The organism is Microcoleus sp. CZ3-B2 (genome assembly GCF_036705055.1).
Taxonomy (GTDB): domain Bacteria; phylum Cyanobacteriota; class Cyanobacteriia; order Cyanobacteriales; family Microcoleaceae; genus Microcoleus.
In genome coordinates, this window is the sequence record NZ_JAUBTN010000005.1 from 106,175 (window position 1) to 122,595 (window position 16,421).

14 protein-coding genes are annotated in these 16,421 nt (G+C 44.4%); 7 read left to right on the plus strand and 7 right to left on the minus strand.

What is annotated here, in order from left to right; translation table 11 throughout:
* Positions 1–180 precede the first annotated feature (180 nt).
* From QUA97_RS03675 to QUA97_RS03695, 5 genes are all read left to right on the plus strand, one after another.
* Positions 181–705: a hypothetical protein gene (locus QUA97_RS03675; RefSeq protein WP_333193119.1), complete on the plus strand. Its 525-nt coding sequence runs from the start codon at positions 181–183 to the stop codon at positions 703–705.
* A gap of 32 nt (positions 706–737) precedes the next feature.
* The gene (locus QUA97_RS03680) at positions 738–2,990 is read left to right on the plus strand and encodes a hypothetical protein (RefSeq protein WP_333193121.1); all 2,253 of its coding nucleotides are present in this window, start codon (positions 738–740) and stop codon (positions 2,988–2,990) included.
* Positions 2,959–4,380: a glycosyltransferase family 2 protein gene (locus tag QUA97_RS03685; RefSeq protein WP_333193123.1), complete on the plus strand. Its 1,422-nt coding sequence runs from the start codon at positions 2,959–2,961 to the stop codon at positions 4,378–4,380. Before QUA97_RS03680 ends, QUA97_RS03685 begins: the two co-directional genes overlap by 32 nt.
* 82 nt (positions 4,381–4,462) lie before the next feature.
* A complete protein-coding gene (locus tag QUA97_RS03690) occupies positions 4,463–5,377 on the plus strand; it encodes a glycosyltransferase (RefSeq protein ID WP_194066304.1) in 915 nt (304 codons plus the stop codon).
* Entirely contained in the window at positions 5,370–6,107 is a 738-nt protein-coding gene (locus tag QUA97_RS03695) for a galactosyltransferase-related protein (RefSeq protein ID WP_333193126.1), read from the plus strand. Before QUA97_RS03690 ends, QUA97_RS03695 begins: the two co-directional genes overlap by 8 nt.
* A gap of 350 nt (positions 6,108–6,457) precedes the next feature.
* Here QUA97_RS03695 and QUA97_RS03700 read toward each other — a convergent pair whose 3' ends face one another.
* From QUA97_RS03700 to QUA97_RS03730, 7 genes are all read right to left on the minus strand, one after another.
* Positions 6,458–7,519, minus strand: coding sequence for a pentapeptide repeat-containing protein (locus QUA97_RS03700; RefSeq protein ID WP_194066305.1), 1,062 nt, complete (start codon positions 7,517–7,519; stop codon positions 6,458–6,460).
* A gap of 604 nt (positions 7,520–8,123) precedes the next feature.
* The gene (locus QUA97_RS03705) at positions 8,124–8,351 is read right to left on the minus strand and encodes a hypothetical protein (protein ID WP_194066306.1); all 228 of its coding nucleotides are present in this window, start codon (positions 8,349–8,351) and stop codon (positions 8,124–8,126) included.
* A gap of 37 nt (positions 8,352–8,388) precedes the next feature.
* Positions 8,389–8,577, minus strand: coding sequence for a hypothetical protein (locus tag QUA97_RS03710; RefSeq protein ID WP_194066307.1), 189 nt, complete (start codon positions 8,575–8,577; stop codon positions 8,389–8,391).
* Between the two features lie 576 nt (positions 8,578–9,153).
* Positions 9,154–9,312, minus strand: a complete 159-nt coding sequence (locus tag QUA97_RS03715; RefSeq protein ID WP_194066308.1) for a hypothetical protein — start codon at positions 9,310–9,312, stop codon at positions 9,154–9,156.
* Positions 9,313–9,564: 252 nt separating this feature from the next.
* Positions 9,565–10,773, minus strand: coding sequence for a general stress protein (locus QUA97_RS03720; RefSeq protein ID WP_194066309.1), 1,209 nt, complete (start codon positions 10,771–10,773; stop codon positions 9,565–9,567).
* A 445-nt stretch (positions 10,774–11,218) separates the two neighbouring features.
* Complete coding sequence (locus tag QUA97_RS03725; protein WP_194066310.1) at positions 11,219–11,698, minus strand: BON domain-containing protein; 480 nt, start codon at positions 11,696–11,698, stop codon at positions 11,219–11,221.
* Positions 11,699–12,387: 689 nt separating this feature from the next.
* Positions 12,388–12,945 (minus strand): hypothetical protein, encoded by a 558-nt coding sequence (locus QUA97_RS03730; protein ID WP_333193132.1) that lies wholly within the window; start codon positions 12,943–12,945, stop codon positions 12,388–12,390.
* 69 nt (positions 12,946–13,014) lie between these two features.
* On the opposite strand from QUA97_RS03730, the gene QUA97_RS03735 reads away from it, so the two are divergent.
* Together QUA97_RS03735 and QUA97_RS03740 are read left to right on the plus strand one after the other, a co-directional pair.
* The gene (locus QUA97_RS03735; protein WP_333193134.1) at positions 13,015–14,415 is read left to right on the plus strand and encodes an S-layer homology domain-containing protein; all 1,401 of its coding nucleotides are present in this window, start codon (positions 13,015–13,017) and stop codon (positions 14,413–14,415) included.
* 433 nt (positions 14,416–14,848) lie between these two features.
* Positions 14,849–15,874, plus strand: a complete 1,026-nt coding sequence (locus tag QUA97_RS03740) for a histidine kinase (RefSeq protein ID WP_333193136.1) — start codon at positions 14,849–14,851, stop codon at positions 15,872–15,874.
* Positions 15,875–16,421 lie beyond the last annotated feature (547 nt).

Genomic DNA, 16,421 nt, shown 5'->3' on the forward strand with positions numbered 1-16,421 from the left:
AATTCGTATCAAACCTTTTGACGATAGCACGATGTAAAAAATTTTGCAAGTAGTCTACCCAAAAAATCAAAAAATAGTGGTGAAGGGCGATCGTCCGAATAATTTTGGCACTTTAGGAGCAGCAACCTATAGCAAATATATGTAATAATCGGTTGGTGAAACCATAGATAATTATATTCCGTGAATCCCTTAAAAGTTTGGAAAAAAATTGCTCTGTTTGTTAGCTTAATGCTGTTATCGCTTTTGGGTGTCAAAACAGCCGCCTCTGCTACTTCCCCGGCAACAACCTTACAGGCTCAAAATTGCCCCTACGGAGGCAAACCTCGACCCTTCGCTCAAGTCGTCACCGCCAAAGATCCCCTCACTATCCGTTCCTCCCCCAACGGCCCGGTTATCGGTTTAGTTCCTAAAGGCTGGCAAGTCGTTACGGGCGATCGAGACGCAACGGGAAAGTGGGTAAAAATTGGCAGTCACTTTAGTTCTAATACCCAAAATCTTGACGAAGGCAGGTTTATGAATGCACCGGATTTCCGAGTCGGTTGGGTTGATAAAAATTATCTAAAACCTTTAGGAGATTCTTGCGAAAAGCCACTGAACGCACAGCGGGGAATTTTGCCAGAAGTATCAGATAAGCAACAAGTTTTGATTAATCAAGATTGGCTGCAAATCGGAGATCAAATCGCCAGCCAAAACTCTGAAAAATAATTTGACCTTAATGAAATACGCATAAAAGAGAATTGAGCGATCGCACTGTCATCAAATTAAAAAAAGTCTTAGAAGTTGCCCTAACTCTCCCAGGAAATTACCACCGCTTTTTGCAAGCTGGACTAATTGATTCCGACTCTGGGTTAAAACAACTTGTAACCGATTGGCAAACTGCTTTTAGTAACTTGCAGCCCATAGACAAACAAACTGTCCGGCAAAATCCAGGGTTATTTCTCGCAACTGCTGACGATTTAGTTTATCGAGGAATGACTAGCGGAACTTCCGGTGATTTTTTTACTTACTTTGCCGGTAATGAGTGGAATCAAGCGCGTTTATTGGCGCGTCAACGCGCTTTAGGTTGGTGGGGAATTGACGAACAAGTCCCAATTATTAATCTCGCCAGCCGCTTGCAGCCCCTGCGAGTTAACGATATTTCGTTAATTGGAAATATCACCGCCGATTGGCTGCAAAATTTAAAGGAATTGTTGCAAATTAAGCCTGCGGTAATTCGAGGTTATCCCAGTCGTTTGTCGGAAGTGGCGGCCGCCCTAGTTGGGCATTCATTTCCTGCTGTTTTAGGAGTTATTTGTACCGGTGAGGTTTTATTTGAATTTCAAAAAAAGTTACTTGAATCAATTTTTCAAACTTCTGTTATTAACGAGTACGGTTGCCAAGAAACGGGGATTTCTGGCTTGAGTTGTCCTGAATGCGGGCGACTGCATTTAGATGTCGATCGCTGTTTTTATGAAATTATTGACGGTGAATTAGTCACTACAGATTTATTCAATTATACAATGCCTTTGATTCGCTATAAATGTGGCGATCGCATTCAATTAGATTTTGAGGCGTGTCTTTGCGGGCGATCGGGATTCACCGCCAAAATTCTGGGCCGCAGTCAAGAACAAATTAAGACTCAGCAAGGCTGGAAATATCCGGGAGAAATCTGTTTACCTAAATTTCCGGGAATTCTGAATTATCAGATAGTCAAGCAAAATCAATTAGATGTAGATATTTGGCTGCAAGTCGAACCGCAGCAAGTTCTCGATCTGCAACCTTTACAGCTTTGGTTAGAAAATTTATTTGGAGAAGTTCGAGGGAGAGTTATTGTAGATTCATCGGATTTAAGTCAACTGGAAAATACCCAAAGTTGTAGCGATCTAGAGTGGATCGAATGGGTGACGAAAAAATCTTGGCGCGAGTGGTTGGAATTGGGTTTATTACCCGCAGGAGAAGCGAGAGAAATTGCATTATTGTTAAAAAGTTTAATTCAGCCGACAGCGATGGTAAATTCGGGGATTTCGCCGTTGGCGCAGCCCTCGAAGAGGATCGCCCAACAAGCGATCGCAAAACTTTTGCAACCTTCACCTTGTCGGAAATCAACCGTAGAATTGATGGCTGTACGAGTATTGCTGTTGACGTGCAGCTTTTTAGCCGATCGCCCAACCAGACACAATATCTACCACAGCGCCCAACAACGTTTAGCCGAGATGAATTGCGGCGACTATTCCGCGATGGTAGATTTACTAATTCCCAGTTTAGGATTCGACAGCAACACCGCTAGATCCATCTGGGAAAATACCAATTTACCCGATTCTGGCAAGCTAGATGTATTTAATATTCAGCACTTATTAGCAGCATTCAATCTCGCAGCAAGCACAGCCAAACGCGAAAATCCCAAAATCGCGATCGCCTGGAAACCAATTTTATCTATTTTAATCGGAGATTTGAATTTTTGGGCCTCCAGATTCCAGATTCAAATTTTAGCATCCTGGTGGCAGTTGGTCAACGGAAAAACCCTCGCATCCAGTACCCACCGACAAACAACGGGCGATTCCTTTTTAGACGCTTGGCTAACTTGGCGGCAAGCAATTTTGGGCGATGGCGCATCAGCTACCACAGCATTGTCTCAGTTACAAGCCACAGCAACTTTACCGACAGAAATAGCACGAGTCGAACTCGAACAAGGATATGCTAAACTACTTTGGCAAGAACCACTTAACCCCGTAGAATGGTTAGATAAAATTCAAAAAAATGCTGGACTAATTAGCGCCAACTTGCCCGATCGAGATATCGATCCCATACCTTGGATACCGCTTTTGTGGAAATTAGCCCCACTTTGGTTAGCACGGGGAGAATCGGAATTAGCTTATCAGTTTTTAATTGCCGCCGCCCCGCCGGATATGCGGGCTTCGGGATTTGAACGATTAGCAAGAGAAATGAATTACAAACAATCCACAATTTGCGATCGAGCCAATGGTAAGTTTAACTTTAATTATCCTGGGTAAAAGTCATCTGGGCTGGTCAACGAATGCAATGGGCGCTTTGCAACACAATGGACTCTATCAATTAAAACATATAATTGGGATCGATCCCTCAAATCATCAGGGTGAAAGTACAATTTACACATTCGATGAAGATGATGTTGATTTTTTCGTCTTTAATATTGAATCTTTTGCATCGTGTTTGAAAGTTTTACAGACAATTAATACAGAAGTCACTGCAATTTTAACGGCTAATACGCCGGTAATGTTTTTGCCGCCTCAACTAACAAATTTCGCACTAGCATCCTTACCTCCAGCGGTGGTATTACCACTAGAAACTGCCAAACAACATCCTCTCCCCGCCTTGGGCTGGATGGCGTCAACGCCTTTGCTAAAAGCAGCACTACCGCAGTTAGAAATAAATCGCTGGAGTCTTTTAGGAGTTGCTAGAGAATTAGAACGGCAAAATATCGCTTTTAATTGGGGAACTACTAACATAAATTTTGCCAGTTTAGACTCGGATGATTATCCCAAAATAAATCGTTCTATTTCCTCTACAAGTTCAGAGAATATTGCTGAAAAAAACATCAAGGCTACAAATAATCATTTAATTACAAATCAATCTCGCGTCTTGGCGCTGATTCCCCATTATCGCTGCGAACAATTTTTGCATCGCTGCTTGCAGTCCCTAGTAAGTCAAACTAGACCTCTGGATGGTATTGTGGTGCTTGACGATGGCTCGGATTCGCCACCTATCGATATTGTCCGAGAATTTCCGGGAGTAACTTTATTAGCTTCGGCTGTGAATGTCGGGCCTTACCGCTTAATTCAACAGGCGATCGAACTAACAAATTATGATGCTTATTTGTTCCAAGATGCTGATGATTGGTCGAGCGAAAATCGCTTAGAATTGTTGTTAGCAGCAGCAGAAAATACTGGTGCTGAATTAGTGGGAACGCAGGAATTACGCGCGTTTGAAGATGATAGGCTGTTACCTGTTGTTTATCCTCTCAATGTCAGCGCCGCCCTAGCAGAAAAGCCGGGACATCCGCTGTTACACCCTACTAGCTTAGTTTCGCGGGATTTAGTTTTAAGGTTGGGCGGTTTTGCTACGGGGTTGCGGTTTTCTGGAGATAGTGAGTTTTTGCTGCGATCGCACTTTGCTGCAAAAATAGTTAATATTCCTGACTTTGCTTATTTTCGCCGACACCGAGAGGGTTCGCTAACTACCGATCGACAAACTGGACTAGATGCTCCGGTGCGTTTAGAATTGATTCAGCAACTCAAGAGTAGAGCGATCGCCAATACTGCGGCGGTGCGCGAGGGTAAACTACCAGATTTGCGTCCTTTCAAGACAGCAGAGGCGATCGAACTCAATTATATTACCGGTGCTTCCCTAAACTGGGCAAGCTAATACTATTTTAGATTTTAGATTGATTTTATACTTGGCAATTCCTTGTTTAGCTAGCCTCTTTTTTCAAACTGTTATAAACATCATGTTACAGGTAATTATCCCCGTTAAGAACCGTCCCGAAATCGGCGACTGCGTGCGATCGCTTTTAGGGAGTTTCCCCGTCACTAAAATCATTATTTGCGATGGCGGCACAACAGAACCTCAATGTTTAACTGCTTTACAAAAATTATCCAACTCCGAACAAATAGAGTGGTTAAAATATCCTCAATCCGACTTTAATAAATCTCAGTTAATCAATCAAGGAATTCTCCACGTTACCAGCGAATATTTGCTAATTTCCGATGCAGACATTATCTGGAATCAGCAGGCAATTTTACAATTATTCTACTCAGTTCTATCCCCAAATAGTCTAAAATTATTATCGCTCAATAATAGGACAAAACCTGTAGAAAATCTACCACAGTTATTGCCTGTATCTGCCAAATCGCGAGAAAATGGGATTATTTGCTGTGTGAAAACTGTCGGAGAGTCTCGCCCGCAAACCGCAACTTTAAAGCGAAAACGCTATACTTACAACATCCAGATGCGCCAACAGACTGCCACGGTTAATATTGTAGAGGCTAAATCGGGCGATCGCGATCGACCGGGCTGCGGCTTAATCTGTGCCCGCAAACAAACGCTATTACGCTTGGGAGGATACAAGCAAATTTTTACAGGTTGGGGATGGGAAGACCAAGATTTGCTCATTCGCGCTACCCTGTTGGGAATCGAGATCTGCAGCGCGGGGAATGTAATCCATATTTCTCATGCGGATCGGACACGCAACCAACATCACCAGCAACTACCAACCCAGCAAACGCGCGATCGCAATATCATCTCTTGCTTGCAATCTCTCCAAAAAGGCGCTCTCTTTGGCGATTTAGTCCAACCACCAATTTTACCTCCTCAAATTTTGGAAATCACCACTAATTTTACCCCGAATTATAGCCGTGACTGAAATTAAGTTATCCTTAATTATTACCTACCGCCAGCGAGAACACCACTTAAAAACTCAACTCGCGTGGTGGAAAACTCAAGCTTCCTCAAATTTATTATCTATTTGCGAAATCATTTTAATCGAGATCGATCGGGTTTCTTCACCTTGGATTTTACCAGAAATTACCAACCTACCAATCAGCTACAATTATCTTCCCTGTGCGGGAACTTTTCATAAAACCAAAGCTTTAAATTTAGGTTTATCTCTGTCGCGCGGACAATGGGTAACAGCTTTTGATGTCGATCTCATTCCCTACCAAAATACCCTAGAGCGCCATTTAAAAATGGCTCAAATTTCCTCCCAAATGTTAGTCACTGGCTATCGAATGATGTGCGATAAAGCCTGCTTGGATTTCGAGCAAAATTCTGCCATAATTGAAGAGTTGAAAGTTGCACCAGAAGATAGGCCGACAGCCCTATTTAAGCACTTGACACGGCGGGAGCGGTTTGGAGTTTCACCCATATTTCAACGCCAGCGCTTAATAGAAATCGGGGGATGGGATGAGACATTCATTGGCTGGGGAGCAGAGGATCAAGATATTGTTGAACGCTACTTAGGAGAGGATAGATATTTTTGTCGATCGCCCGAATTAATCTACCTCCATTTAGCGCACCAACCCGATCCGAATTGGTCGGAATCTCAGTGGATAAACCAAAATCGCCAGCACTATTATACTAAACGCCAGTTGTGACGGGGGCGGTTGAAACCGCGTCTACACAAACAAAGTCGGCCTGCGCCGACTGGTTTCTAAAGGGGAACCCAAACCCGGATTTGAGATAGCTCTAAAACCCGTGCTTGTGAGAAACCCAGTTTCTCAAATAAACCCGGTTTACAGGTATTATAGTTTATCGACTCAACCAGACTTGAATCAACTGTCTAATATTTGCTATTAGACATTTCAAGAATTATTTTGAAACAGGTGTAGAGCCTGTTCTTGGCTTTTAGAAGAGGTCTATTATAGCAACAACTGCCAACAACCAACTGCCAACAACCAACTGCCAACTGCCAACTAACAACTAACAACTAACAACTTGCAACATATCAATCGCGGCTGTGAGTAGCTCCATTCGGCAAAATAGCGCCGCCCAAAGCCGCTTGATTCAAATTATCAACATTTAAGCTCGCCCCAATCAAATTAGCCTCTGACAAATTAGTTCCTGTCAAATTTGCTCCTGTCAAAGAACTTAGCAGCAAACCCGCTCCCGACAAATTGGCGTGACTCAAATTTGCCCCCCGCAAATCCGCTTCCAACAAGCTAGCACCCGACAAGTTCGCACCGCTCAAATCAGCTCCCCGCAAAGAAGCTTTGTTCAAATTCGCAGCCCTCAAATCAGCATTGTGCAGAATCAAACCATTTAAATTGGCTTTACTTAAATTAGCTCCGTGTAAGTCAGCACCGCTCAAATTAGAGCCATTTAAATTAGCACCGCTCAAGTCAGCCCCGCTCAAATCAGCCCCGCTTAAATCAGCAGCGCAAACAGAAGCCTCCCGCATACTTGCTTCGCTCAAATAAGCGCCAACTAAGTTGACACCTCCGAGATTTCCGCGATTGAGATAAGCCCGAATTAAAGTTGCTCCGCTCAGGTTGGCCCCGCTCAAATCCACTTCGCTGAGAATCGCTCTAGTCAAATTTGCTTTGCTTAAGTCAACCCCGCTCATAATTGCTCGACTAAGTGTCGCCCCGCTCAAATTAGCCTCATTTAGTTTCGAGCTGCTTAACAAACAAGCTCCTACTAAACTCGCTCCAGTTAAAATAGCTTTGCTCAAGTCAGCGCGAGACAATATTGCTCCGCTGAGATTTGCCCCACTAAAATCTGCTGCGATCGCCACAGTTCCAGTTAAACTAGAAGTGCCGAGGTTAGCTTCAATTAATTTTGCTTTAGATAAATTAGCCCCGCTTAAGTCGGCACCGTTTAAATTAGCTCCAATTAGTTTGCTTCTAATTAAGTTGGCTCCTTTCAAATTAGCGTTGCTCAAATTTGTGCGACTGAGATTAGCTTCACTCAAATGAGCTGCAATGAGGTTTGCTCCTCGAAAATCTCGTTCCCCGTTTCTATGTCTAGTTAAAAGTTCATTGGCACTTAAAATTTCAGTGAAATCCATAAAAAAAGTTGAGTGAGTTTCCTTAATTTCTCGATCTTCTATGTTGTCTGAAAGTTGGTTGTATCGTGTTTGCTAGTCAGTTTTGTCGATCGATACGGCTACAGTAAAAATTATCAAAACTGGTTGATTGCTAGCATCACTCTGTTAACTTAGTTATAACCAGCCCTGTAGGGCGTGTTTGATGAGTTTGGTTGAAAGTCTCCAAAATACTTGAAATATCGTCAGAATATAGGATGGCCGCCAGCACCGGCTAATCTTGAACGGTTGGCTTAAGACGGTAGCCAAAAAGTCAACCGATCGCCCAGCGATGAGAAACAAGGTCAACCGGTACGCGGTGCACACCCTAGTTTTTTACCAAATTTCAAGGGTTTCAAGCAGTTTTAACCAAGGGTTTGACACCCGCCAGACAGGGCTGCCTAGTTATAACTTACGAAAATCAACCATGTTTTTCGTAACAGATTTTGGGTTTTCCACCGAGGCAGTCATTAATAAACAGAGTTTATCGCCACCCCGCGTAAGTCCTGTAAGTCTTATTTTGCTAATAGTTAGTTGCGACTGATGTTAGTTGTTAATTGTTAGTTGTATTTATACTAACTGCTAATCACTAACTATTAACTACTAACCATTTGCCAAACTCGCAAAATATTGATAAATTGTCGATCGCCCTTGTCAAGGTCGATCGCCTATTTGGGGTATTGCTGCCGGCATCCCCGCCCCCTTCTGAGCCGAAAAATTGCCGGTACGGGCGATCGAATTTATTAGTGCCAGAAAGAAATAAGAACTCAAAGCTTAAAATCCGAATGCCTGCTACTTTCTGCCTTCTATCTTCCATCGCCCATCAAAGCAGAACCCTGCCAGCTCCGCTAGTTTCACCTCCCCCCACTGTACTCGCGTTCAGTGAAATCTAACAGGAAGGCTGTTTCCCTCACTCGCTCCCAAGGGCCGGGCGAAGCAAAAAACAGGCTATCTCTCGCCTGAGATTTCCCGAAAAAATGCCCCGCGAGGCTGGTACTTGCTCCCGCGATGCTGTGCTTGCTGTCAATCTTGACTCGATCCATGAGCGCTTGCGGTTCTAATTAACAGAAAGCCCGACACCAGACGCGCTGCCGGACATAAAAGCTGTTCCTAGCTCAAATGCTTCGCTGAGGCCGAGAAAAACTGTATTTATGCCGCAGGTGTTGCCAAGGGCCATTGGGCTGCTACAGCCAACCAATGACCAGCCTCAGTCTGGACTGAAGGGGACGACAATATTATTATTAGTCCTATGAACTTTTAATAGGTCATATTATTTGAGATTTTCGATTTAAAATACTTCGGCCTGCTTCGGCTACGCCAGCCGACAAGTCGCGAGGGTACAAGTTTGTGATTTAAGATTTTAGCATGGCCGCCAATGACTTATTCTGTATGAGTTTGGAGTTGGTCGAAAGTTGCTTGTTTACCAGAAAAAATGGGTTTAAAGCCTTCCCCTTGTAGGGTGCAAGGAACAATTAATTTCCCTAGCAGGCAATCACCTCGCGATCTACTACCGGGTAACTGTCCTTTTGTCAACTATCAACTGTTGAATAGTGTCGCTTTTTTTAACTTTCTAAAACAAAACAAAAGCCAGCTTTCACAAAAAAAGCTGACTTTTGAGATTATTCGATCGGCAAAGCGTTCAACGCCCATCCCATAAACAATCCGAGTGCGGGAGAGGCACTACCCTGCCGTTCGTAGAAACAATACCCAAACCGAGTTTGAAGTAGTGAACTACCAGACGCTGATGCGTAGCATACAGCACTGGCTTCCTGATTCATTGGGATGTGCTGTTGCTATCCGTTGAAGCAAGTAGTCTGATCTTCCCTCCACAGGCAGGAGTCCTAGTTCCTAAGACCCATACTTTTTCTGGCTACACGCTCCGTTTAGCTTGGTTTTCGCCTAGGAGGATAGTGGTCAAGATAGTGCAATTGTATCACTGATTCGCTATCGCTCAACTTGTTTCTGGTTCGTTTTCATCCCGTCACCCACCTGAGTACAGGTAGGGTGCGGGACTTCCCACTCACATTCAGTTAAATTCTTGGGTGGCCGGTCAGGCCCTGATTGGGGTCGTAAATACCAGGTGTAGTATCAACGCCGGGAGTGCCGGGAGCGCCGTAATCTGCGCGAGCGCCATCGACGCTGGGAGAGTCGTAGATGCTCCAATCCTGAATGCCGCCGCGGCTCAAAATCTTTTCAGCTCTGGCGATTTCTGCTTCGCTACCGTCAAGCAGCACCAAATAATCTCCCCTTGCCACCCGATCGCTGTATACTCTAGCTTGCTCTTCAGGAATTCCCAAACCGACCAAAGCTCCGAGCAAACCGCCTGCCGCCGCACCCAAAGCAGTACCGGCAAGTGTAGTGGCGATCGCCGTAGCGGAAGCTCCTGCCAGCATAATCGGCCCGATACCAGGAATTGCCACCAGGCCCAGACCCACCAACAAGCCCGTCAAACCGCCCAAGGTGCCGCCTGTGAGCGCGCCCTTGGTCGCCCCTTCATCAGCCTTGTTGTCGGCGCTGTCGTGTACGTCAATCCCTGCGATGTCGCCTTGAGAATCAGCATCTTTAGCGATCACCGAAACCCGATTCATGTCAAAACCCGCTGTTCTGAGTTCTCCCAGGGCGTGCTCGGTCTCGCGGCGGGTTGAAAATACCCCCACAGCGCGCTTGTCGTGGGTCGAAGCTCTGCGGCCGGTGTGTGTCGGCACATCGTAAATGCCCCAATCCTGAATGCCCCGCACGCTCATAATTCCTTCAGCAGTGGCAAGTTCGGCATCTGTTCCTTCTACGAATACCAAATATTCTCCGCGCGAGAGGCGATCGCTATAAACTTTAGCTTTGTCTTCGGGAACGCCCAAACCTATTAAGCCGCCCACCAAACCGCCTGCTGCAGCCCCAATCGCACCTCCGACTACAGTATCGGCCAGCAGAGTCGCGATCGCGCCCCCCGCCATGATCGGGCCAACTCCCGGAATCGCCAGCGCCCCAATGCTGCCGAGCAACCCAATCAAACCGCCCGTCACGACTCCCGCCGTCGCGCCAGCTTTCGCGCCGCCGCCCACTTTCTCATCGGTGCTCTTAGCAGTGCTAGCGCCCCCAATTTCGTTCCCATTGAGACTTTCCCCAACTACCGAAACTTTATTCATCGGAAACCCGCTACTTTGCAGTTCCAACAGGGCTAGTTCCGTATCGCGGTAATTAGAAAAAGATCCTACAGCTCGCTTGTTTTGACCTAAAGCCATTTTTTTGTCCTTCAAAATAAACTACTTTTACACAACTACAGAATTTATGCTCTGCTTGCTACCATTAATCACATTTATTCATTTTTTTCGACATTTTTCATCGGTCGCTGGGAATAACTTCGCCCTCTTTCTTCAGGCGGATTTACCCTGATTTTCAGGAATTGGAAATCTGAAATTGGGAATGGGAAATTGCAGGTATTGCACGAGTTTTGAGTTGGGAGTTTTGAGTGCGTGAATCTTAAAACTTTTAACTTAAAACCCCGTTACCCACAAGGAAGAGTCACCTAAGCATTGAGAGCCGCTTTTAAAAGCACTTTTAAAACTCCCAATTTTCCGTTTGCTCTCTTCCTTCTTTCCCTTTTCCTTCTTTTTACCCGCTCGCGACTTGTGAGCCAGCATAGCTGAAGCAAGCCCAAGGGCCTTATTGCTTCTTCCTGCTAATTTATTACTTAGGCGATGCAGGTGCAGCCGGGGCAACAGTAGCCGTAACGTTCACCATTTTGACACCCTTAATTTCTTTAGCTAGCGGCTCAATTTTAGCTAAATCTTCTTGATTGGGAACAGTGCCAGCTACGGTGACAACCCCATCTTTGGCGTCCACAGTTAGCTGACCTTTAGTGATGTTCACTTCCAACTTGGAGCGAACTTCACTTTGGAGGTCGCCATCGGCTCTGATGGCATCGCCTCCAGTCACGTTGTTGCGCTGTTCTCGGGCTCTGATATCAGCATTTGCTTGGTTTTTGCGAATGTCGCTAGTGGCGTCGGACTGAGTTTTTTTAACCGTCTCCGCTGGGGGCGGGCTGGCGGCATTTTCTGTGGTGGTGGTAGAATTAGGAGCGTCAGCACTTGTTTTAGCTCCATCGGTACAAGCCGCAGCTCCAAATAATAGGAGAGCGCTGATGACAATTGGTGTTAGTTTGTTCATAAGATCTAATAACCTCCGGGTAAGCTTTCGATGAGTCTAGACTTGGTTGAGCACTGCGCCGCGCCTGACAGAATCTGTGTTGGCTACGTAGTTTGTGCTTATTGCGGAAAAATCCTTATCTCAAATATATAAATTTGAGGAAGTTCTTACATCGCTCTACAGGTGTAAATTCTATATTATAAGTTACGCAATTGTCACGCTACCATCAACTTATAGGGTACGTCAGACGCATTATTAGATCGAGATCATCAGGGTTTGGACTTCCGGGGCATCCTACTAATTCTGCCATTTGCGTAAGTGGTGTATGTATTTCGTTAGATAGATGACAAAAAACAAAACAATGTGTTGCGTCCTGTTTAACTTGTAGCAAGTTCGAGCCAAATATCGGGTATTGACCGATCGAGTTATCAATCCCCCAATCTAAAATCCTCCAATCTAAAATTATCACCTTTTTGAGAAAAAATATCATTAGTTATAAACCCACTATTCCTCAAAAGCCCGATCGTTCTCGATATTTTTCGTTGCCAAAGTCAATATTTTCGTGCAAACAAAGTTGAAAAGCCTCAATTTTATTAATAAATTCGATCGTCGCCACTCCCAACTAATTTTTCCCTCCCACCTCGAACCTATTACCCACTTCGGCTAAATTCGTTAAACGCCACAAACAATTACTTGCCTATTTTCTGGCTTCAAAACAAACGAAAAGAATCAAGAAATTTTTGAGCGTTTTCTGGTTTTGAGGTAGTCGCAACCAAGCCGTAAACGCGGGTTTCCACCAAAAATACTTGGCCCACACCTACAGGTGCAGCCGGAGAAAGCGGTTGAAACTCAAACTCTTTTCCCGGATAGCTGCCGAGGGAAATATCCCGCACTTGCAGCAATTTAGCATTTGACCCTACAACAAAGAAATCAACGGCATTATTTAAAGTAATTTTGATATTATTATTACTATTATTGTTGCCGATCCGAAAATCGAGATCGAAGTATTGAAGTAAATAACTGTCTTTGTTTTTTAATACAGACCTGTAGGTATGAGCGATAATTTGAGTTGAAAAAGTTTCGGCATTAATTTTAGGATTTCCCGGCATATCGATCGCAAACAAACCCATCGCCGAGCAAAACGGCTGCCACTCTGGCATCTCCAAAGCAGGCCGCTGCGGGGCGGCTTGAGCTTTTGCCAAAGTGGCAAACTTGACAGGGAATATCAGTAATGTAGCAGTAACTAAGAATAAATGCAGCAATTTCATTTGGGTAAAAATTATATTTGCCCGATCGATCTGCGCTAGCCTAGAAAGATATCCGCAAACGAGGGATTTATGCTGAATACTATATTTACTCAACGACAACGCAAGTCGATCGGGCAAGCCAAAACCAGTAAAACCAATAAAACCAATATACTCTTTGGTGTAAAGACTGGGCTGGCCCTGTGTCTGCTAGCTGCTGTCACAGCTTGTGCAAACAGCCCCAACAGCAAAGCACTCGAAGAATCTTTAGCCGCCGATCCCAAATTACAACAAAATCCAGTAGTTTTATCTCCCCCGCCTCCTCCGCCAGCAGTCGAAACCAGCACAACCGCCAAACTTCCTCCCGACTTCCCCACCGAGATTCCACTCTATCCTAACGCTCAGTTAATCGAAGTTGGCGGGCAAACCGATCCGTCGCCAAAAACTGTACGGCTGCGCTGGGAAAGCACAGATCCGATTAATTCCGTACAGAACTTTTACACCAAAGAATTTGGGCGCAGCAACTGGCAAATAGTCAGCAGCCCCAGCGCCGACGAACCAGGTACTTTAGTCGCAACGCGAGATAATTTGCGGGTAACAGTGTCGCTTTCTCCTACTCAAAAAGTAGGGGGTTCTACAGAATTTGCGATCAATTATAGCAAAGAGAGTTCAGAAATTGCCAGCAGTCCCCAACCTAACAATTCCGAGTCTAGCCCATCTCCCACCGCTTCACCAACTCCATCTAACTCAGAGGAAACCACCCCAGCGCCATCAGCTTCGCCAAAATCAGCAAAAGTTAGCGAATTAGACAGCCAAATTCCTCAACAATTGCGCCAGTATGTGGCAGATTTGGCTCAGTTGGAAGTGCTGAAAGTGCGAACTACAGAAAATGCTAACTTAGAAACTAACAGCACTTTGCCCAAACCCAACAAAATTATCACCCGCCGCGAATACGCCCGCTGGTTAGTAGCAGCAAACAACCAGATTTATGCCAGCCGTCAAGGCAAACAAATTAGATTAGCAGTAGACTCTAGCGAACCCGCCTTTTCTGACGTATCCAAAACAGACCCAGATTTTTCAGTAATTCAAGGTTTAGCAGAAGCAGGTGTAATTCCGAGTTCGCTTTCAGCAGACACTAAAGATGTGAAATTTCGCCCCGATGCACCTTTAACTCGCGAAACAATGATTCTTTGGAAAGTGCCTTTAGATACTCGTCAAATTTTACCGACAGCTAACATAGACGGAGTGAAAGAAAAGTGGGGTTTTCAAGACGCTTCTAAAATTGACTCCCAGGCTTCGCGGGCAATTTTAGCTGATTTTAACAATGGAGATTTGGCAAATATTCGCCGAGTTTTTGGTTTTACAACTTTGTTTCAGCCGAAGAAATCGGTGACTCGCGCCGAAGCTGCCGCTAGTTTGTGGTATTTTGGCGTTCAAGATGGGGGATTGTCAGCTAAAGATGCTCTGCAAGCAAAGTCTCAACCTACCCAGTAAAGTTGTTTGAGTGTTTCAAAGTTCACACAAAGCCTCTACTTATTCTGAAGCAAGTTCGATCGTTCCGACTTAGGTTCTCAGCAAAAGAAGCACCCAAGTCAGAACCATCGAACCTTTTTGATTGCGGTAGTCACCGCAGTAGAAAATTCCCGTTTCTGTAATTTCTGTGCGCGAGTCACAGTCACAAATCCTTTCAAAAACCGTACATCAACATCTTTCTGCTTGAACGGCGCACGCTGCGGGATCAATTGTTTTCCCTCAGTCTTCATTTATGTATCCTCCGACACAATTTCTGGGAATTCCGAGAAGATTTTGTACGTATTTTAACCAACAGTTTTCAATCCTCTCAGTAGGACTCCGGATGCGGTAGCGGCCTTAACGATAAATGAAAAAGAGTGTTTGAGCTCTGGGAGAGCGTTTTTTAATGTACGATATGACCCGATTCACCCCGCAAGACATGGCGAAATGCAGCTTAGTCCTGCGCCAGCTAGGTAGAAATACAGCTAGTATGGAGGCTTGCAGCCAGAAAATTGTTAAATTTATTTATCAACATTTTTGCAGTTCGGAAACAGGAGAAAATAGCTGTGTTTTGGTGCGTTTGTTCAAAACTCATCCCTACGGCGAATTAGAAGACTCATTGCAACAATCTGTCCGCCGTTTGATGAACAATAATTCCCCTGCATCCGACATGAAATGCTGGACTTTGCTAGCAGCAGCAGGCTCCCAACCGCAGTGGAATTCTCGGCATACAGCAGCCCAAAATACTGCTATTGGGTTAGTTAGCGCCGAATTAGTAGCCGAAATGCCGGCGATTTCGGCAATAATCCGGCAGTTTGGTTTAGACATTCCTACAGTCATCGGAACCCAGCCAGAAAGGTTTCTGCAATTAGAACCCGCAGTATTAAATATTTTTCACGTTTCAGAGGCAAAAGGCAGTCTCTTGATTCCCGAACAAAAATCTTTAATTATTCCCTACCAAGTCAAATCTGTGTTGGTATTTGGGGGACTTCTGCCGTCTGGGAGTTTGTTTGCTGTAGAGATTTTCCTGAAAGTTAAAATTTCACAAAACACGGCCCAAATGTTTAAACATTTAGCACTGAGTGTCAAAACAGCTTTGTTGCTTAGTGGTGAAAAAGTTGTATTTGATTCCTCAAACACTGCGGCAAAATCGGGCATCAATAATGATTTTCACGAAACTCAATTTCTGGAATATCAAATTTCTAATTTGATTCAATTGCTGGATTTTTCAGAACAAGAAATGCTCAGACAAGCCTCTCGTTTTCAACAGATAATTGATAAGTTGCAACGCGAAATTGCCGATCGCAAAAACAAGGAACAAGCTTTGCCACTAAGTCAAGAGTCATTCACGGGTATCCTCAATGTTCCCAATGATGGTATTGTTCGCCTTGAGGAAAATCAAGGAAGTCAGCGTTTTGATCGAGGAGACGAACAGATTTAACTCAACTTCTGTTGTTAAAATAGATTCGCAGCATGGGAATGCAATTTTTTAGAATCTTAGATTGATGTTTGAGGTGAATTTCAAAATTATAATTAGCTTCGTAGGCGTGAATCACGTTCTGGGAAACTTGTTTTTTGCAGCAAGAGGAAATAGCCCGACCTTGGCTCAAATATCAATAATTGTTCTTGGATATTGGGAGAATTGCTCGACTCCGCAGCAGTCATTTAAAAGCACTTCTATAAATTCTCCCTCTAGGCTTTTTTTTGCAGGGACGTTTACTTGATACCGCTTTTTTTGCACAATTAATTATTTTAGCAATTGAAAGCTAGCAAATATAGCCTTGCTCATAAAGATGAGGTACTATCCGGCATAGGGCTCCGTGGGCATAGGACTATACTCACTTTTGTTATCGCCGCTATATGTTGATTTTTCACTAATTTTTGGGCTATGATTTTGCGCTGCATTAGTTGCGCTAAATCTTTGAAAAATAAAGCCATAATTTACTTTGTCGTTACTGTCAAAATAACAACATTTCGGAGGGTTTGAA